The sequence below is a fragment of the Oscillibacter sp. genome (genome assembly GCF_028693505.1).
In the GTDB taxonomy this organism is placed as follows: Bacteria; Bacillota; Clostridia; order Oscillospirales; family Oscillospiraceae; genus Oscillibacter.
In genome coordinates this window covers 1-17,374 of sequence record NZ_JAQUVF010000033.1, presented here as the reverse complement: position 1 = coordinate 17,374, position 17,374 = coordinate 1, and the positions used below count along the sequence as shown (strand labels likewise).

Here is a 17,374-nt window from a genome sequence, read left to right as displayed (position 1 = left end):
TTCCGAACACGGTAGTTAAGCTCGTCTCTGCCCACAATACTTGGCTGGTAACGGCCCGGGAAGATAGGTAGCGCCAACACAAAGCGACAGTCTTTTGACTGTCGCTTTGCTTTTTTTCTGCAATTTTTAGGCCCCCGCACTTTGCCCCACGTTTCATGATGCGTTGAATAGATAAAAGGCGTGACCCCTTAGGGTCACGCCTTTTAATTGTCTTACTTATAAATGGGGAATTGCTCGCAAAGAGCATTGACTTCGGCTCGGACGGTATCGGCAGAGCCCTCGAAGTCCCGGGCAACCTGCCCCATCCAGTGCGCGATCTTGACCATTTCCGGAGCCCCAAAGCCGCGAGAAGTGATGGCTGGGGTGCCGACCCGGATGCCGCTGGTGACAAACGGCTTCTCGGGATCATTGGGAATGGCATTCTTATTTGCAGTAATTTGAACTTCATCCAAACGGTGTTCAAATTCTTTGCCGGTAATATGGAAGTTACGGACATCCACCAGCAGCAGATGGTTATCGGTGCCGCCGGACACCAGGCGGAAGCCCTCTTTTGTCAGCTCCGTGGCCAAAACCTGCGCATTTTTTACGACTTGCTGGGCGTAGGTCTGGAAGGAGGGCTGCAACGCTTCGCCAAAGCACACCGCCTTGGCGGCAATGATATGCTCCAGAGGACCACCCTGTGTGCCGGGGAAGATGGCGGAGTTGATCTTCTTGTAAAGTTCCTCGTCGTTGCAAAGAATGAGTCCGCCGCGAGGACCACGCAGGGTCTTGTGCGTGGTGGTGGTCACAACATCGGCATAGGGAATGGGAGAGGGGTGGACACCACCGGCTACCAAACCGGCAATATGGGCCATATCCACCATCAGATAAGCGCCTACCGCGTCGGCGATTTCCCGGAATTTGGGGAAATCCAGCGTCCGGGGATAGGCACTGGCGCCGGCTAAAAGCAGCTTGGGGTGACACGCCTTTGCGGTTTCCATCAGCTTATCATAGTCGATGGTTTCCGTGTCGTCCTCCACACCGTAAGAGACAATGTTAAAATATTTTCCGGAAATATTGACAGGACTGCCATGGGAAAGGTGGCCGCCGTGGGCAAGACTCATGCTCAGCACGGTGTCGCCCGGCTGCAGCATGGCAAAGAAGGCAGCAAGATTCGCGTTGGCACCGGAATGGGGCTGTACGTTGGCATACTTGCAGCCGAACAGCTGACAGGCCCGCTGCCGTGCAATTTCCTCTGTGACATCCACGGCGTAGCAGCCGCCGTAATACCGCTTACCGGGATAACCTTCCGCGTACTTATTGGTAAGGCAAGTTCCCATTGCCAGCATCACAGCCTCACTGACAATGTTTTCGGACGCAATCAGCTCAATGTTTCTGCATTCGCGGTTAAATTCCTCCCGAATGGATGCACCGACCTCCGGGTCGAACTGAGAAATAAAATCCATGGATTGTTGAATCATGGGGATGCTCCTCCTTTGAAATACTCCCCGGCTCAAAAGGCCGAAGATTACCTTCATTGTACCAAATTTCCCGTATTTGGCAAGAATGTTTTTCGAATACCAGCTATTCCCCCTGATTATCCCAGACGCGCGGGTGAGCCGTCCTCGTAAAGTCCCCGCTCGGTGAGAACCCAGGGAACAGGATAGTCGTGGGGTTCCAATGGAATTTCCTCCCGGATGAGATGCTCCCGGCAAAGCAGCACCGTACCGCCCCGGTATTGGGAGAGGAAACGGTCGTAATAGCCGCCGCCCTTTCCCAGCCGATGCCCGCAGTGGTTGCAGGTAAGGCAGGGGAGAATGGAAAAATCCACCTCATCGGGTAAAACGAGGGGAGCATTCTCCTGCGGTTCCAAAATTCCGCAGGTACCGGGAGCGAGCTGGGCGAGCGCTGTGATTTGCCGAAGCTCCATGCGGCCCGGCTCAACGCACAGCGGTACGCACAAAATCTTTCCTGAGGAGAGCGCGTGCTCCAAGATCGGACGGGTATCTATTTCGTGAGCGGTACCCACGAAGCAGAATATCGCCTTGGCGGCCTGGAAAGATGGCATTGCCAACAGATGGGCGGTGATCGCCGCGTCGGATTCCCGGCGATAGCGGGCCGAAAGCTGAGATTCCAGCTCTCGGATGCTTTTGCGCAGTCGGCGTTTTTCCTCTTGCTTTGTCATGGAAAGGGGTCCTCCTCTTTTTTGGGACTGGCGGCACCAAAGACAATAGAGCCGCTTCCGTATTTTCCACGGATGCGGTCCATGGCGGCCTCCAGCTTTTCCTGTTTTTCGCGTACGGGGGCACTGGGTGCGGTGAAAAGATCCACCTGCTCATAGGCGTCGCCCTCCGGCAGGAGATGGATGGCGGTGACGGTCAGGGCGCGGATGGGGGCCGGTGGCTTCCACAGTTCCTCCACCAGGGACATGGCGGCGTCGGTCAGCTCCCGGATCAGGCGGGTGGGCGCGGACAGTTGACGCTGGCGGGAGGTGTCGCGAAAATCCGGCGTCCGCAGCGTCACCTGAACGCCACCCGCATATAGTCCGCAGTGCCGCAGCCGGGTGGACACCGAGTCCGCCAGAATGGCGATCCCGGAGGCTACCTGCTCCCGCTTGATGAGATTTTTGGGGAAGGTGGTGCCACTTCCCACGGACTTTGCTATTTCCGCATCGCACCGGGCGCGGACGGGCTCGCCGCATAGCCCGTTGGCATAGGCGTGGAGCTGCACGCCCAGCTTCCCCATCAGGGTCTCCAGAAGGGCGGGCTTGCATTGCGCCAACTGCCCGATGGTTTCGACGCCGTACTGGTGAAGCAGCTTTTGCGCCGCGTTTCCCACAAACAGCAAATCACCAACCGGCAGCGGCCAGACGATTTTCTGCCAGTTTTCCCGGGAAATCACCGTGGTGGCGTCGGGCTTTCGATAGTCGCTGCCCAGTTTTGCAAAAATCTTATTGAAGGAAACGCCCACGGAAAGGGAAAGGCCCAGCTCCTCACGAACGCGGCGGCGCAGTCCGTCCGCCACCGCTTTCGCGTCGCCGCTAAAGAGATGGACGGTGCCGGTGATGTCCAGCCAGCTCTCGTCAATGCCGAAGGGCTCCACCAGGTCGGTATACGTATCGTACAGGGCGTTGACTTTCCGGGAGTATTCCCGATATAAGTCGTGGTGCGGCGGCAGCAGCACCAGATCGGGACATTTCTTTTTTGCCTGCCAGATGGTTTCCGCGGTTTGGACGCCGCATCGCTTCGCCGGCTCGTTCTTGGCCAGAATGATTCCGTGGCGGGAGGCGGGGTCTCCGCATACCGCCACAGGGACGTTCTGTAATTCCGGGTGGTCCAGCAGCTCCACGGAGGCATAAAAGCAGTTGAGGTCGCAGTGTAAAATGATGCGGTCCATGAAACCCTCCTCCCGACGGCGTTTTTTTCATCATAGCACATGAGATCAATTTTGAAAAGAGCAGGAGCGGCGTGTAAAACACGCCGCTCCTGTAAAGAGAATACCCTTAGAGAATGCCCATCAGCACCATGGCCAGCGCCGCGAAGGTGGCCAGCAGGGCAAGGCAGAACAGCAGAAATCCGGCGCTTACCTTCCGACTTCCCGCAAGAGGGGCTTCCGAAACGGCGGGGACCAGCTTGGCCTTGCGCAGGGCGGTGACCACCGGCTTATAAAGCAGCAGGATCAGCGCCATATTCAAGCCGCCCTTCACCACGTTGAAGGGCAAAAACACAGAGAGCATCATGCCGGCGACCATCTCCCGGGAGACGCCCATGTAGAGCGGGGTGATGAGGTAGTTCCAAAGCATCATCACGATGGTCAGGCATACGACGCCGGCGGACAGCCCCAGAACCGCACCCTTGCGGGTGTGGACCTTCTTATAGACGAAGGCGGCGGTGCAGCAAAAGGCGCAGGTGGCCAGCACATTCATGATAAGGCCGATGATGCCGGTATCGCTGACGGTGAACATCTCCACACCGGCGATCACGATGGAGATCACGGCGGCGGCCATGGGGCCAAAGACGAAGGCGCCGATGCAGATGACCGTGTCCTTCAAATCCAGCTGCAAAAAGCCGGAAATCTGGGGCAGCATTTTGCTCAGGAGCATGACCACATACGCGATGGCGGTGAGCATGGCCAGGGAGGTGATGGATTTCACCTGCGTTCTGGGGCGGGAAATGGCAGCGGTGTTGACAGTGGGTTCGGACATAAAAAATACACTCCTTTGTTTTACTTGAAAACACCCTGGACGCTTTGACTTCTCCAAGGTGCACAAGCAAAAAAGAAGCGCACAAAAAGTGCGCGGCTTCGCCGCACTCATCTTCTTCCATCCAGACTATACTGTTGGTCCCGGAGTTTCACCGAGTCAGCGGACACATTGCTGCATCCGGTCGCGGACTGTACCGCCAGTGGGGAATCTCACCCCGCCCTGAAGACAAAGTATTCAGTTGTTTTCTGGTAGTAGTATACGATGAAACCGGGAAAAATGCAACCCCCAAAGAATGGATTTCCGTCGTTCTGTGCAATTCGACCGACGGAAATCCGAAAAAACGGCGCGTTACTGTGCCGAATGCACAACGCACCGGGGCGGCTTACGGGCACGACGCCCCGGCGGCACTCCCGCAGGTTACAGCTCCGTATATTTGGCGGCGCTTCCCCGGGCTTTCTCCACGGGGTAGTGGGCTTCGTTTTTTATAATTTTTTCATTCATGATCTCGTCCAGGTCCAGACCGCACACATCCGCCATCAGAATACAATAGCTCAGCACATCGGCCAGCTCCTCCCGGATGCGGTCCGCCTTTTCCGCGCACCGCAGGTCCGTGCCGCTCCACTGAAATACCTCCAGCAGCTCGGCGGCCTCCAGACTCATGGAGATCGCCAGATCCTTGGGGGTGTGGAATTGACGCCAGTCCCGCTGGTCCCGAAAGCGCAATATACGCGCAATGGTTTCATCCCGCAGCATCGTGAGTCCTCCCTTTCACCCGCGGATGGCCCAGCGCAGCTTGGTGGAGCGGGCCCGCGGATTTTGAAAACACTCCTGTGCCGATGGGCGAAGGACCTCCTCCGCAATTTCGCGGTAAAGGCCGTCGCGCAGTTGCTGGCGAAACGCCTGCTTGACCAGTCGGTCCTCTCCGGAGTGGAAGGTCAGCACGGCGACTCTGCCGCCGCTTTTCAAGGAGCCGGGCAGCTTCTCCAAAAAGGCGTACAGCGACTCGAACTCGCTGTTGACGTCGATCCGCAGGGCCTGAAAGGTCCGCTGACAGGATTTTTTGACGGCTTCCTTCCGCTCGTTTGCCGGGAGGAAGGAAAGCGCGTCCTCAATCGCGGCGGAGAGCTGCCGGGTGGTGTCCACACTGCCGCCCCGCTTAAAAATACGGGTGACGGTTTTGGCAATTTGGCCCGCGTAAGGCTCGTCGGCGTTTTCCGTCAAAAGGGCGGAAAGCTCCCCTTCGTCCAGCTCCCGCAGGCGCTGCGCTGCGGTGACGCCCCCAGTGGGGTCCAGCCGCAGATCAAGGGGCCCGTCCTGCTTGAAGGTAAAGCCCCGCTCCGGGTTATCGATCTGCATGGAGGAGACCCCCAGATCCGCCAGCACAAAGTCAAAGCGCTCACCGGGAGCCACCTCGTCCAGTTGGGCGAAATTCATCTGCCGGACCGTAAAAAGCTCCGGACCGAAGTCTCCCAGTCTGGCGCGGGTCTTGGCAAGCTCCAGCGGGTCCACGTCGGTGGCGTAAAGATGGCCCTGTCCCTGGAGCTGCTCCAGCATTTTCCGGGTGTGGCCGCCGTAGCCCAGCGTTGCGTCGTATCCGATCTGACCGGGACGAATCTGCAAAAACGCGAGGATTTCGTCTACCATGATGGGAATGTGCATCCCGGCGGGGGTTTTTCCGCTGGAGATGACCTTGTCCACGTCGGCGCGATATTTTTCCGGGTCAAGCTCCTTGTATTTTTCTCGGTAATTTTTCGGGTGCGTCCCCGCATAGCGAATGCGGCGCTTGTGCTCTTGTTCCATGAAGATCAGCTCCTTACTTTCAGTGGTATCATATCATAGCCGCTCACAAAAGAGAAGGCGGAATTTCCGCCCGCTCGGCCGTCCACCCTTGAGGTTTTGGCGGCTTCTGGTTGTATTCCCAGTTGGTTTGTGCTAAACTAATACGGATTATAATAAAATCAGTATGCGTATGGAATTTTGTGTGCAGCGGAAGGGATCGGGCAAACATGAAAATTGTTGTATTGGCGGGTGGACTGTCCACGGAGCGGGCCGTCTCTCTGGTAACAGGGGCTTGTGTGTGCCGCGCTTTGCGGGAAAACGGTCATCGGGCGATTCTGATCGATTTGTTTTTGGGACGGGAAGACGTGCCGGCGGACCCGGAGACGCTGTTCGACACGGCAGACGGCCTGTGCCCGGACACAAAGATCGATGTGCAGGCGCCGGATCTCGCGGCGGTGAAGGCCAGCCGAAAGGATGGGAGCGAGCGGCTGTTCGGACCCAACGTGCTGGAGCTGTGCGCCCTGTCCGATATCGTGTTTCTGGGCCTTCACGGGCAGGACGGCGAGGACGGCCGGGTGCAGGCCACCTTTGATCTTCTGGGCATTCGCTATACCGGGGCGGGGTATCTTTCCTCCGGCCTTGCCATGGATAAAGCCATGACCAAGCGCATGATGGATGCCGCCGGGATTCCCACCCCCGCGTGGCGGCTGCTGGAATACGGCGAGGAGGATGTGGAGCGTCTGGCGGCGGAGCTGCCCATGCCCTGCGTCATCAAAACAAGCGGCGGCGGGTCGTCTCTCGGCGTCTTTTTGCCGGAGGACCGGGCCGCGCTGAAGGAGGCCCTGCATGAGGTGCAAAGCTTTCACGGCAAGGTGCTCTGGGAACAGCGTATCTACGGCCGGGAGCTGACGGTGGGCGTTCTGGGGGAGCGGGCCCTGCCCGCAGTGGAGATCCTGCCTGCGGAAAAGGAATTTGACTATGCCGCCAAGTATCAAACCGGGGGCGCCCGGGAGCTTTGCCCCGCGCCCATCACGGCGCGCCAGCAGGAGACCATGGGGGAGCTTGCCTGCAAGCTCCATAAAACGCTGGGGCTGGAGGTCTATTCCCGGACGGACTTTTTGATGGACGCGGCGGGGAAATTCTGGTGTCTGGAGGTCAACTCCCTGCCGGGCATGACGAATGCCAGCCTGGTGCCCAAGGAAGCCGCGGCAGCGGGCATGACCTATAACCAGCTGTGTGAGGAGATCGTGCAGCGGTCTTACCGCCTGAAGAGGAGAGCGTGATATGCAACCCATGACAGTCAAAGAAATTGCCGACGCGGTGGGCGGCGTGTGGTGGAACCCCCGGGAGAAGGTGGGAGACATCACGGCCGTGTGCACCGACAGCCGAAAGCTGACGCCGGGGTGTCTGTTTCTTCCCTGGGTGGGAGAGACGTTTGACGGGCACGACTTCATCGACGCGGCGCTCTCCGCCGGCGCGGCGGGGTGCCTGTGCGCCAAACTGCCCCGGGATTTGCGAGAGGATAAATTTTATATCAAGGTGGACGACACCCGGCTCGCGCTGAAGGCTCTGGCCTCCGCTTACCGCGACCGGTTCCACATCCCTGTGGTGCAAGTCACCGGCAGCGTGGGCAAGACCACCACCAAAGAGATGATCGCCGCCGTGCTGGGGGCGAAGCTGCGGGTTTTGAAAACGCCGGAAAATTACAACAACGACATCGGCACGCCCCTGACGCTGCTGCGGCTGGATGAGGGGCACCAGGCGGCGGTCATTGAAACCGGCATGAACCATGCCGGAGAAATCGCGTATCTGGGGGAGATGGTGCGGCCCGACGTGGCGGTCATCTCCAACGTGGGCGACGCCCATATCGAGTTTTTGGGCAGCCGGGAGGGAATCCTCAAGGCCAAGTGCGAGATTTTTGAGCATTTGAAAGCGGGCGGGCTGGCGATCCTCAATGGGGACGACGCCCTGCTGGATACGGTCTTGCCGCCCTTTCGCACCGTCCGCTGCGGGCAGTCGGAGCACTGCCACGCCCGCATCACGGAGCTTTGTGACCACGGGGTGGAGGGCATCACCTGCACTGTTACCACGGAGCGGGATAGTTATGCCCTCTCCATTCCTGCGCCGGGGGCGTATATGGCCTACTCCGCGTCCATCGCCGTGGCGGTGGGGGAGGAGCTGGGCCTCAGCCATGATGAGATCGTCCGGGGCGTTGCGGCCTATGAGCCGACAGGCTCCCGGATGCGCGTGATCCGCTTGCCGGAGGGCCGGGTGATTCTGGACGACTGCTACAACGCGAACCCCCAATCCGTCACCGCCGCGCTGGAGGTGCTGGCGAAAACGGAGTGCGACCGGCGGGTGGCGGTGCTGGGCGACATGGGAGAGCTGGGGGACCTGACGGATCAGGCCCACTATAACATGGGCGCGCTGGCGGCCATGCTGGGCATCGATTTTGTGGTGGCCATCGGTACGAAAGCAATCAAGATTGCCGATGGCACGGCCCAAAGCGGCGGCGAAGTGCTGCATTTTGCGACGAAAGAGGAAGCGATCCAGGAGCTGAAGGAGCAGCTGGGACCCAACACCGCCATGCTGGTGAAGGCGTCTCACGCCATGCACTTTAGCGAGCTGGTGAATCAGCTGCGAGAGAGCGATGATTGAGATACAGGTAAGCGGCCTTGTCAAATCCTTTGAGGTGGGCCGCAATGTTTTGGACGGTCTGAATTTTCAGATCGACCAGGGGGAACGGGTGGGTCTGCTTGGCCGCAACGGCGCGGGAAAGACCACCCTCTTCAAAATACTGACCGGAGAACTGGACTATGATGAAGGTCAGGTCACCGTGGGGCAGGGGCGGCGGCTGGGATTGATCTCCCAAATCCCCGTGTATCCCGCAGGATACACGGTGGAGGATGTGCTGCGCTCCGCCTTTGCCCGGCTCCACGCGCTCTCACAGGAGATGGAAGCGCTGACAGGGCGCATGGCGGCGGGGGAGAATGACGCCACGCTCCTTAAGCGCTACGGCGCCCTCAGCGAAAAATTCGAGGTCTTTGGCGGATACGACACGGACGTGGCGGTGAATAAGATCGCAAGCGGCTTGTCCATCTCGGAGGAGATGCGCCGCCAGCTCTTCGACAGCCTCTCCGGTGGGGAAAAGACCCGGGTGAATCTGGGCCGCCTCATTCTGGAGGATACAGACATTTTGCTGCTGGACGAACCCACCAACCATCTGGACCTGCACGCCACGGAGTGGCTGGAGGAGTATGTCCGTACCTTTTGCGGCACGGTGGTGACCATCTCCCACGACCGCTATTTTTTGGACCGCTCCGTCACACGGGTCATTGAGATCCAAGACGGCAAGGCGGAGTTTTACAGCGGGAATTACAGCTTTTACGCCGTGGAGAAGGAGCGCCGGTTCCAGGAGCGGATGAAGCAGTACGAAAAGGAACAGGCCAAGATCCAGCAGCTGGAAAAATCTGCGGAGCAGCTGCGGCTGTGGGCCTTTCAGGGAATGGACAAGACGTATCGCCGCGCCGTCTCCATGGAACGGCGCATCGAGCGGATGCGCACCACCGAAAAGCCCAGCAAAGCCCGGAAAATGGATGCCCGCTTCAGCGCCGCGGAGTTTCACGGCGATGAGGTGCTGGGGATTAAAAACCTTGCCAAGTCCTATGGCGAAAAGCGCCTGTTTGACGGCATCAACCTCAGGGTGGAGGGCGGCGAGCGCATTGCTCTCATCGGCGACAACGGCACGGGCAAATCCACCCTTATCAAAATGATCGTGGGAGAGCTGTACCCGGACGACGGGCGCATCCGGACAGGCCCGCAGGTGCGGGAGGCCTATCTGCCGCAAATCATGCATTTCGACCATCCGGACTGGACGCTGGTGGAAAACATGATGGCGGCGAAGAAGGGCCTTTCGGCCCAGAGCGCCCGCAACCGGCTGGCGGCTTATGACTTCCGGGGGGAGGACGTCTGCAAAGACGTGCGTGTGCTCTCCGGCGGGGAGCAGAGCCGCTTGCGGCTTTGCATGCTGATGGACGACGAAATCAACCTGCTCATTTTGGACGAGCCTACCAACCATCTGGATATCGACTCCCGGGAGTGGATCGAGGAGGCGGTGGAAGCCTATGACGGCACGCTCCTGTTCGTCTCCCACGACCGGTATTTCATCAACCGCTTCGCCACCCGCATCTGGGAGCTGGCGGAGGGCACCATTACCGATTACCCCATGGGCTTTTCCCAGTACCGCCAGATGAAGGCGCAGGAGGAAGCGGAAAAGACGGCGGCACCCAAGCCCGCCAAGGAAAAGAGCGCTTCGGAGCGGCCGGGCCGGGCCAACCGCGCCCAGCAGGCTGCCCGGCGGCAGCTGACCATCTGCGAGCGGGACATTGCCAAGGCGGAAGAGCGCCTTGCCGCGCTGGACGCGGACATGGAGGCCGCCGCCTGCGACTATGAAAAGCTCAGTGCGCTGGTGGCGGAGAGGGAGATGGCACAGGCGGAAGTGGACACCCTCTATGAAAAATGGGAACAGCTCAGCGCCGAGGCGGGAGAATGACCCGGCGGGAAAAGGCTCTTTTGGCCGCGGCGGCAGGTTTGCTGGCCCTTTCCGTCCTTTGCTTCGCGGTGGTGCCGGGGGTCCGGTTTTCCGCCATTTTGGCGGTGGCTCTGGCGCTATTGTGCGTGCTGTTCGTGCTTTTGGGCCGCTGGGCGGAAAGAAACAGGTTTGCTCGTGTCCTCCTGTGGACGGTTCGCGGCGCGTTCGCCGCAGGCGCGGTCCTGTTTTTGACATTGGAGGGCATGCTCCTTTTTCAGGGGGAGCGGGACAACACCGCCCGGGGGGCGGACGCGGTGATTGTGCTGGGCGCCGGCGTCAACGGGGAGACCCCCTCCCTGATTTTAAAGACCCGAATCGACGCGGCGGCATATCTGCTTGCCCACCCGGAGGTCCCGGCGGTCCTCTCCGGCGGACAGGGCCCGGGGGAAGAGATCACGGAGGCGGAGGCCATGCGCCGGGCGCTGACGGCACTGGGCGTGGAGGAAAGCCGCCTCTGGCTGGAGGAGGAATCCACCTCCACGGCGGAAAATTTCCGCTTTTCCAAGGCGGTGCTGGTCCGGCACGGCATAGAGCCGGAGACGGCGGAGATATGCGTGGTCACCAGCGACTTTCACTGCTTTCGCGCCGAATGGATCGCAAAGCGGGCGGGACTTACCACCTTTGCACTGGCATCGGAGGTCCCGTGGCGGCTGCTTTCCGCCAACTATTACATCCGGGAGTCCTTCGCGTTGGTCAAGACGCTGATTTTTGATTGAGGTATGTGGATATGAGCGATATCTTATGTATGTATTATTCCCGAACGGGCAATACCAAGAAGGCAGTAAGAGAGATCGCGGAAGCGCTGAACGCCGAGGTGGTGGAAGTGCGGGACGGCGTGGAGCGGAGCGGCGCCAAGGGCTTTTTCCGCTGCGGGCTGGACGCCATGCGCCGGACCACGGCGCCGCTGCTGCCGTTTGAGACGGCGCGTAAGCTGTCCGATTATCGGCTGGTCATCGTGGCGACGCCGGTGTGGGCGGGGCGATGCTCCAGCGTGACGCGGGGATTTTTGAAGCAATACGGCAAAGAGCTTCGCCATGCGGCCTATGTGGTGACCCGGGGCAGCGAGGATAAGAGCGAGGAGGTCTATGAGCAGATGGACCACTATACGCCCTGCGGCCATGCGGCCGCCGTGTCGCTGCGGGTGGGTTCCGTGGGCTATGCCTTCTGGCGGGAGGAATTTTTGCGTCAGGTGCGGGACTTTTTGAATCAACAGTAGGGGACTTCTTTTCTATAAAAACAGGAAAGGAAGGACCTTATGCTGGAAAAACTAAAGGCGCTGGCGCTGCGATACGAGGATTTGGAGGCCCAGCTGTCAGACCCGGCGATTTACGGCGACGCAGAGCGGCTGCGGGCCGTCAACCGGGAACGCAAGGAGCTTAGCTTCGTGGTAGAGGCCTTTCACGCCCTTCAAGGGGTGGAGCGGGCCGAAAAAGAGGCGGAGGCGCTTCTCCGGGAGCCGGACTTCCGGGAGATCGCGCAGGAGGAGTGGACTCACGCTAAGGAGGAGCAGGCGCGGTTGCAGGAAGAAATCCGGCAGCTTTTGCTTCCCCGGGACCTCAACGATGCGCGCAACGTCATTATGGAAGTGCGCGGCGGCGTGGGTGGAGAGGAAGGCGCGCTGTTTGCCGCGTCGCTTCTGCGGATGTACACCATGTACGCCCAGTCCAAGGGCTGGAAGCTTGAGATGTTAAATATGAACGACACGGAGCTTGGCGGCGTGAAGGAGTGCAGCGTCCTCATCGAGGGCGAGGGCGCGTGGTCCCGCCTGAAATTTGAGTCCGGCGTCCACCGGGTCCAGCGGGTGCCGGAAACGGAGTCCGGCGGCCGCATCCATACCAGTGCCGCCACGGTGGCGGTGCTGCCGGAGGCGGAGGAGGTGGACTTAAAGATCGACGCCAAGGACCTGAAGATCGACACCTACCGCGCCTCCGGCGCCGGCGGGCAGCACGTCAACAAGACGGAGTCCGCCATCCGCATCACCCATTTGCCCACGGGCCTTGTGGTGGAATGTCAGGATGAGCGCAGCCAGTACAAAAACAAGGATAAGGCCATGAAGGTGCTGCGCTCCCGGCTCTTTGAGCTGGAGCAGAGCCGACAGGACGCCGCTGCCGCCGCCGAGCGGAAAAGTCAGGTGGGCAGCGGCGACCGCAGCGAGCGCGTCCGTACCTACAACTTTCCCCAGGGCCGGGTCACCGACCACCGGATCGGACTGACGCTCTATCACATCGACGCCGTGATGGACGGCGATCTGGATGAATTGATCGACGCGCTGGTGACTGCCGATCGGGCGGAGAAGCTTAAACACGGAGAAAGCCCGCAGGAGTGAGCCTGCGGCCCAATGAAGAGAGATAGAGGCGAAAAAGATGCAAACGATCTATTATGACCTGCGGGACACCAAGGGTCAGCAAAAGGAAATTGAGGATAAAATCTCCGCCGCCGCCAAGATACTGCGGGAGGGCGGTCTTGTTGGCATCCCCACGGAGACGGTGTATGGCCTTGGCGCCAACGGTTTGGACGGCAAGGCAGTCAAGCGGATTTTCGAGGCCAAGGGACGCCCCCAGGACAACCCCCTGATCCTGCACATCACAGGCCCCCAGTGGCTGCCCCGGTACTGCGCGGATATTCCGCCCATCGCCTACGTGCTGGCGCGAAAGTTTTGGCCCGGCCCCCTGACGATGATTTTAAAGCGCCGCGCCATCGTGCCCGACGAGACCACGGCGGGGCTGGATACTGTGGGCATCCGCTGCCCCAACCACCCCGTTACGCTGGCCATTATCCGGGAGGCGGGCATTCCCATTGCCGCCCCCAGCGCCAATACCTCCGGCCGGCCCAGCTGCACCACGGCGCAGGATGTGCTGGAGGATATGGACGGTAAGATCGAGGGCGTTGTGGACGGCGGAGCCTGCGCGGTGGGCGTGGAATCCACCATTTTGGATCTGACCTGCGAGCCGCCCCGCCTGCTGCGGCCCGGCGGGCTGCCGCTGGAGGATTTGGAGCGGCTGATTGGCCATATCGATGTGGATAAGGCCGTGACCACCCCCTTGCAGGAGGGGGAAAAGCCCAAGGCGCCGGGCATGAAGTACCGCCACTATGCGCCCAAGGCCCCCGTTACCGTGATGACCGGCGCGCCGGGTGCGGCCGCACGGGAGATTCAGCGTCGGGTGGGTCCAACCTCCGGCGTGATCTGCTTTGATGAGTACGCCCACCTCTTTGCCCAGCAGGAGGTCCATACGCTGGGCCCCAGTACGGATAAGCTGGCGCAGGCGCAGCGGGTATTTGACGCCCTGCGGACCTTTGACGAGAGCACTGTGACGGAAATTTACGCCCAGTGCCCAGACAACCGCGGGCTAGGCCTTGCGATTGGCAACCGGCTGAAAAAAGCCGCCGGCTTCCACATCGTTGAAACGGACAGCCAGCGGGTGGTGCTGGGTCTTACCGGCGGCACGGGCGCCGGCAAGACCAGCGCGCTCAGAGCGATTGCGGAGCTGGGCGGCACGATCATTGACTGCGACGCGGTGTATCACAAGATGCTGGAGGAAAATCAGGAGCTGCGCAACGCCATCAACGAAAAATTTCCCGGCGTGTTCACGGCGGAGGGAAAACTGAACCGGCAGAAGCTGGGGCAGGAGGTCTTTGCGAAAAAGGACCGTCTGGAGCAGCTCAATGCCATTGTCTACCGATTTTTACTGCCGGAGCTGGAGCGGCAGGTGGCGGAATTGAGCGACGGGCTGTACGCCATGGATGCCATCAATTTGCTGGAAAGCGGGCTGGACCGCCTTTGCGACAAAACGGTGGCAGTGACGGCGCCTATGGAACTGCGGGTCCGCCGCATCATGGCGCGGGACGGTATCACGGAGCAATACGCAAGACTTCGCATCTCCGCGCAGAAGGCGGATGAATTTTATCGGGGCAAGTGCGATGAGGAGCTGACCAACTCCGCCGAAACGCCGGAGGCCTTTGAGCGGGACGCCAAGCTGTTTTTCACCCGGATGGTGGAATCTCTCCGGGAGGAAAAGCGTCACGGCGGCGTGTAAACCAAAAAACAGGCGGCTTGCCGCCTGAGACAGCATAAGGAGGAATCAGAGAATGTCCGATGAGATCAAGGAACTGAAAAAGCAGCTGCTTTCCACCAAGAAAAACGGCTATGACCAGCTGAGCGACCGGGAGCGGGACGCCATGTCGGTATACTGCGCCGGGTATATGACCTTTTTGAATGTGGGCAAGACCGAGCGGCTCTGTGCCGCAGAGTCGATTCGTCTGGCAGAGGAGAAGGGCTACCGCCCCTACGTGCGGGGAATGGAGCTCTGCGCCGGTGATAAGCTGTATGTCTGCAACCGGGGCAAGGCGGTGATGCTGGCGCATATCGGGAAAAAGAGCCTTGCCGAGGGCGTGCAGATCGCTGCCGCGCACATCGATTCTCCGCGGCTGGATCTCAAGCCCAACCCGCTCTATGAGGACGGGGAACTGGCTTATTTTAAAACCCACTATTACGGCGGGTTGCGCAAGTACCAGTGGGTCACAATCCCGCTGGAGCTGCGGGGCGTGGTGGCGCTGAAAAACGGCGGCAACGTCATGGTCAACATCGGCGCGGAGGAGGGCGATCCCCGGCTGGTCATCACCGACCTGCTGCCCCATCTTGGCATGGAGCAGAGCAAAAAACCGCTGGGGGAAGCCATTTCCGGCGAGACGCTGAATTTGCTGCTGGGCAGCCGCCCCATCGGGGACGAGGACGATACCGGCCGGGTGAAGCTGGCGGTGATGCAGCTGCTGCATGAGAAGTATCATATTACGGAGGACGATTTTGTCTCTGCGGAGCTGGAGGCTGTCCCGGCCATAAAAAGCTGCGACATCGGACTGGACCGCAGCATGATCGGCGCTTACGGCCATGATGACCGGGTGTGCGGCTATGCCGCGCTGAAGGCGCTGCTGGATCTGGAGCAGACCCCCACCAAGACCGCCGTGTGCGTGCTTGCGGACAAAGAGGAGATCGGCTCCGACGGTGTTACGGGCATGCAGTCCGCCGCTTTTGATACCTTTATGGAGGATTTGTGCGACGCGCAGGATGTGCCGCTGCGGGTGTGCCTCGAAAAGTCCTTCTGCCTCAGCGCGGATGTGACGGCGGCCTATGACCCGGATTACGCCGAGGTGTTTGAAAAGCGCAACGCAGCTTACCTCAACTACGGGATCGGCCTTTGCAAGTATACCGGCGCCCGGGGCAAATCCGGCGCTTCCGATGCGGACGCGGAGACGGTGGCCTATATCCGGCGGCTGTTTGATGACGCCGGCGTCATCTGGCAGATCGCGGAGCTGGGCAAGGTGGATGCAGGCGGCGGCGGAACGGTGGCCATGTATATGGCAAACCGGAACATCACCACGCTGGACGCTGGTGTGCCGGTGCTGTCCATGCACGCGCCCTTTGAAACGGTGGCAAAGCTGGATTGCTATGAGACTTATAAGGGCATGAAGGCAGTCTATCAATCAGAGCGATAAGAGAAAAAGTTTCAAAGCGCCGCGCACCTGAGGAATGGTCAGGTGCGCGGCGCTTTATAGGCAAACAACCGTGTAAACAATAGAATGGATTTTCTGCTTTCTGCCCATTTTGTTAAAATTTTAAATGCAAAAAAGCACCGAAAATCGCTCGTAAAAGCAATTTTCGGCGCTTTTGGCGCAGAAGGAGAGATTTGAACTCTCGCGCGGTTTAACCCGCCTACTCCCTTAGCAGGGGAGCCCCTTCGGCCTCTTGGGTACTTCTGCGTATGCTGTTTTTTCTAAAACGTGGCGGAGAGAGTGGGATTCGAACCCACGGATACTTGCGCATCGCCGGTTTTCAAGACCGGTTCCTTCAACCACTCGGACATCTCTCCAAGCATGGCCGGAGCGTCCGCCCCCTGGGCACTTGAAGTATGATACCATATCTATGAATACTTTGTCAACAGGGTTTCCAAAATCCATCCGCCATTTTTTTTCAAAAAAACAAGATTGGGGGTTGCTTTTTTAAAACGGTTATGCTAATATATACAAGCTGACTTCAATAAGTCGCTCAAAATTCCATATCCGGGTGTAGCGCAGTTGGTAGCGCACTTGACTGGGGGTCAAGGGGCCGTGAGTTCAAGTCTCGCCACTCGGACCATAACAGTTAAGGTAATTGATACAATCGTATCAGTTACCTTAACGTTTTTTTATGCCCAGAAAAGGCTGTAATACTGGGATTTTCATCAAATCAATGCACCCGCTGTTCTTTATGAACCACAATATATAGTATTTTACGTAGTGAGTATTCTTGACTAATCACCACATATACGCTTCAATTCGTTTTTTGACTTGGCTATCGTTTTTCGATTAGTTTACCATAGAGCACCCTCGATTCAACCGAGGGTGAGAGAAAAGCCCTCTGTTTAAAAGAGGACTTTCATAATATAATGATGCTGTTTTTACAGCATTTCCGTGACCTCGGTGCCGTTCTTGAAGGTGAAAACTACTCTGCCGCCCTTGTGGACGGTCACATGATCGACCAGAGCGTTCCATGTTTCGTCCTTGAATACCATCGGCAGGTCGTACAGTTCACCGAGCTCAAAGAGGAATCCGCTCAGAATATCGCCCTTGAGCTCCTGAAGCTGACGCTGTTCCTGTAATGCCGCCAGCCGCTTTTTTGCCTTGTCGTAGCGGTCGATATAGCCATCGTAGCGGCTTCGGTATACTCCGGCAGGTTCAGCAGGTTTGCCTCATCGTCTTTCCAAAGCTTCTGGATTAGTTCCTTTTTCTTGTAGTGGGGACGCTGAGCATCCTTTTCACACCACTCCCACAGGGATTCATTGAAAGCC

General features: G+C 59.1%; 15 protein-coding genes, 3 tRNA genes and 1 riboswitch. Of the genes, 10 read left to right on the top strand and 8 right to left on the bottom strand.

Translation table 11 applies throughout. The features are described 5' to 3' along the window. Positions 1–212 precede the first annotated feature (212 nt). From glyA to rsmH, 6 genes are all read right to left on the bottom strand, one after another. Positions 213–1,460 (bottom strand): serine hydroxymethyltransferase, encoded by a 1,248-nt coding sequence (glyA, locus tag PHI30_RS09185; protein WP_300026904.1) that lies wholly within the window; start codon positions 1,458–1,460, stop codon positions 213–215. 116 nt (positions 1,461–1,576) lie between these two features. Next, positions 1,577–2,164, bottom strand: a complete 588-nt coding sequence (locus PHI30_RS09180; protein WP_300026901.1) for a 5-formyltetrahydrofolate cyclo-ligase — start codon at positions 2,162–2,164, stop codon at positions 1,577–1,579. Further along, positions 2,161–3,375: a DNA polymerase IV gene (dinB, locus tag PHI30_RS09175; protein ID WP_300026898.1), complete on the bottom strand. Its 1,215-nt coding sequence runs from the start codon at positions 3,373–3,375 to the stop codon at positions 2,161–2,163. The genes PHI30_RS09180 and dinB overlap by 4 nt, the downstream gene beginning before the upstream one ends. Positions 3,376–3,481: 106 nt before the next feature. Then, entirely contained in the window at positions 3,482–4,183 is a 702-nt protein-coding gene (locus PHI30_RS09170; protein WP_300026895.1) for an ECF transporter S component, read from the bottom strand. 105 nt (positions 4,184–4,288) lie between these two features. Next, positions 4,289–4,414, bottom strand: a riboswitch (FMN riboswitch). A gap of 186 nt (positions 4,415–4,600) precedes the next feature. Next, entirely contained in the window at positions 4,601–4,936 is a 336-nt protein-coding gene (locus PHI30_RS09165; protein ID WP_300026892.1) for a nucleotide pyrophosphohydrolase, read from the bottom strand. A 15-nt stretch (positions 4,937–4,951) separates the two neighbouring features. Then, a complete protein-coding gene (gene rsmH / locus PHI30_RS09160) occupies positions 4,952–5,983 on the bottom strand; it encodes a 16S rRNA (cytosine(1402)-N(4))-methyltransferase RsmH (protein ID WP_300026889.1) in 1,032 nt (343 codons plus the stop codon). A gap of 206 nt (positions 5,984–6,189) precedes the next feature. On the opposite strand from rsmH, the gene PHI30_RS09155 reads away from it, so the two are divergent. From PHI30_RS09155 to PHI30_RS09120, 8 genes are read left to right on the top strand one after another with little or no spacing between them, the layout of a single operon-like run. Continuing rightward, positions 6,190–7,245 (top strand): D-alanine--D-alanine ligase, encoded by a 1,056-nt coding sequence (locus tag PHI30_RS09155; protein ID WP_300026886.1) that lies wholly within the window; start codon positions 6,190–6,192, stop codon positions 7,243–7,245. A 1-nt stretch (position 7,246) separates the two neighbouring features. Continuing rightward, positions 7,247–8,620, top strand: coding sequence for a UDP-N-acetylmuramoyl-tripeptide--D-alanyl-D-alanine ligase (gene murF / locus PHI30_RS09150; protein WP_300026883.1), 1,374 nt, complete (start codon positions 7,247–7,249; stop codon positions 8,618–8,620). After that, positions 8,613–10,514 (top strand): ribosomal protection-like ABC-F family protein, encoded by a 1,902-nt coding sequence (abc-f, locus tag PHI30_RS09145; protein WP_300026880.1) that lies wholly within the window; start codon positions 8,613–8,615, stop codon positions 10,512–10,514. The genes murF and abc-f overlap by 8 nt, the downstream gene beginning before the upstream one ends. Continuing rightward, positions 10,511–11,269 carry a YdcF family protein gene (locus PHI30_RS09140; RefSeq protein WP_300026877.1) on the top strand — a complete coding sequence of 253 codons (759 nt, stop codon included), beginning with the start codon at positions 10,511–10,513 and terminating at the stop codon, positions 11,267–11,269. Before abc-f ends, PHI30_RS09140 begins: the two co-directional genes overlap by 4 nt. A gap of 11 nt (positions 11,270–11,280) precedes the next feature. Then, positions 11,281–11,769 (top strand): hypothetical protein, encoded by a 489-nt coding sequence (locus PHI30_RS09135; protein WP_300026874.1) that lies wholly within the window; start codon positions 11,281–11,283, stop codon positions 11,767–11,769. Between the two features lie 39 nt (positions 11,770–11,808). After that, positions 11,809–12,879 carry a peptide chain release factor 1 gene (gene prfA / locus PHI30_RS09130; RefSeq protein WP_300026871.1) on the top strand — a complete coding sequence of 357 codons (1,071 nt, stop codon included), beginning with the start codon at positions 11,809–11,811 and terminating at the stop codon, positions 12,877–12,879. Between the two features lie 37 nt (positions 12,880–12,916). After that, positions 12,917–14,587, top strand: a complete 1,671-nt coding sequence (locus PHI30_RS09125; RefSeq protein WP_300026868.1) for an L-threonylcarbamoyladenylate synthase — start codon at positions 12,917–12,919, stop codon at positions 14,585–14,587. A 52-nt stretch (positions 14,588–14,639) separates the two neighbouring features. Next, complete coding sequence (locus PHI30_RS09120; protein ID WP_300026864.1) at positions 14,640–16,043, top strand: aminopeptidase; 1,404 nt, start codon at positions 14,640–14,642, stop codon at positions 16,041–16,043. Between the two features lie 173 nt (positions 16,044–16,216). Here PHI30_RS09120 and PHI30_RS09115 read toward each other — a convergent pair. Next, positions 16,217–16,307, bottom strand: a tRNA-Ser gene (locus tag PHI30_RS09115). A 22-nt stretch (positions 16,308–16,329) separates the two neighbouring features. After that, positions 16,330–16,417: transfer RNA gene (locus PHI30_RS09110), tRNA-Ser, on the bottom strand. A gap of 190 nt (positions 16,418–16,607) precedes the next feature. On the opposite strand from PHI30_RS09110, the gene PHI30_RS09105 reads away from it, so the two are divergent. Next, positions 16,608–16,683: transfer RNA gene (locus PHI30_RS09105), tRNA-Pro, on the top strand. A 289-nt stretch (positions 16,684–16,972) separates the two neighbouring features. Then, complete coding sequence (locus tag PHI30_RS09100; RefSeq protein WP_300026861.1) at positions 16,973–17,185, top strand: hypothetical protein; 213 nt, start codon at positions 16,973–16,975, stop codon at positions 17,183–17,185. Positions 17,186–17,374: the final 189 nt, after the last annotated feature.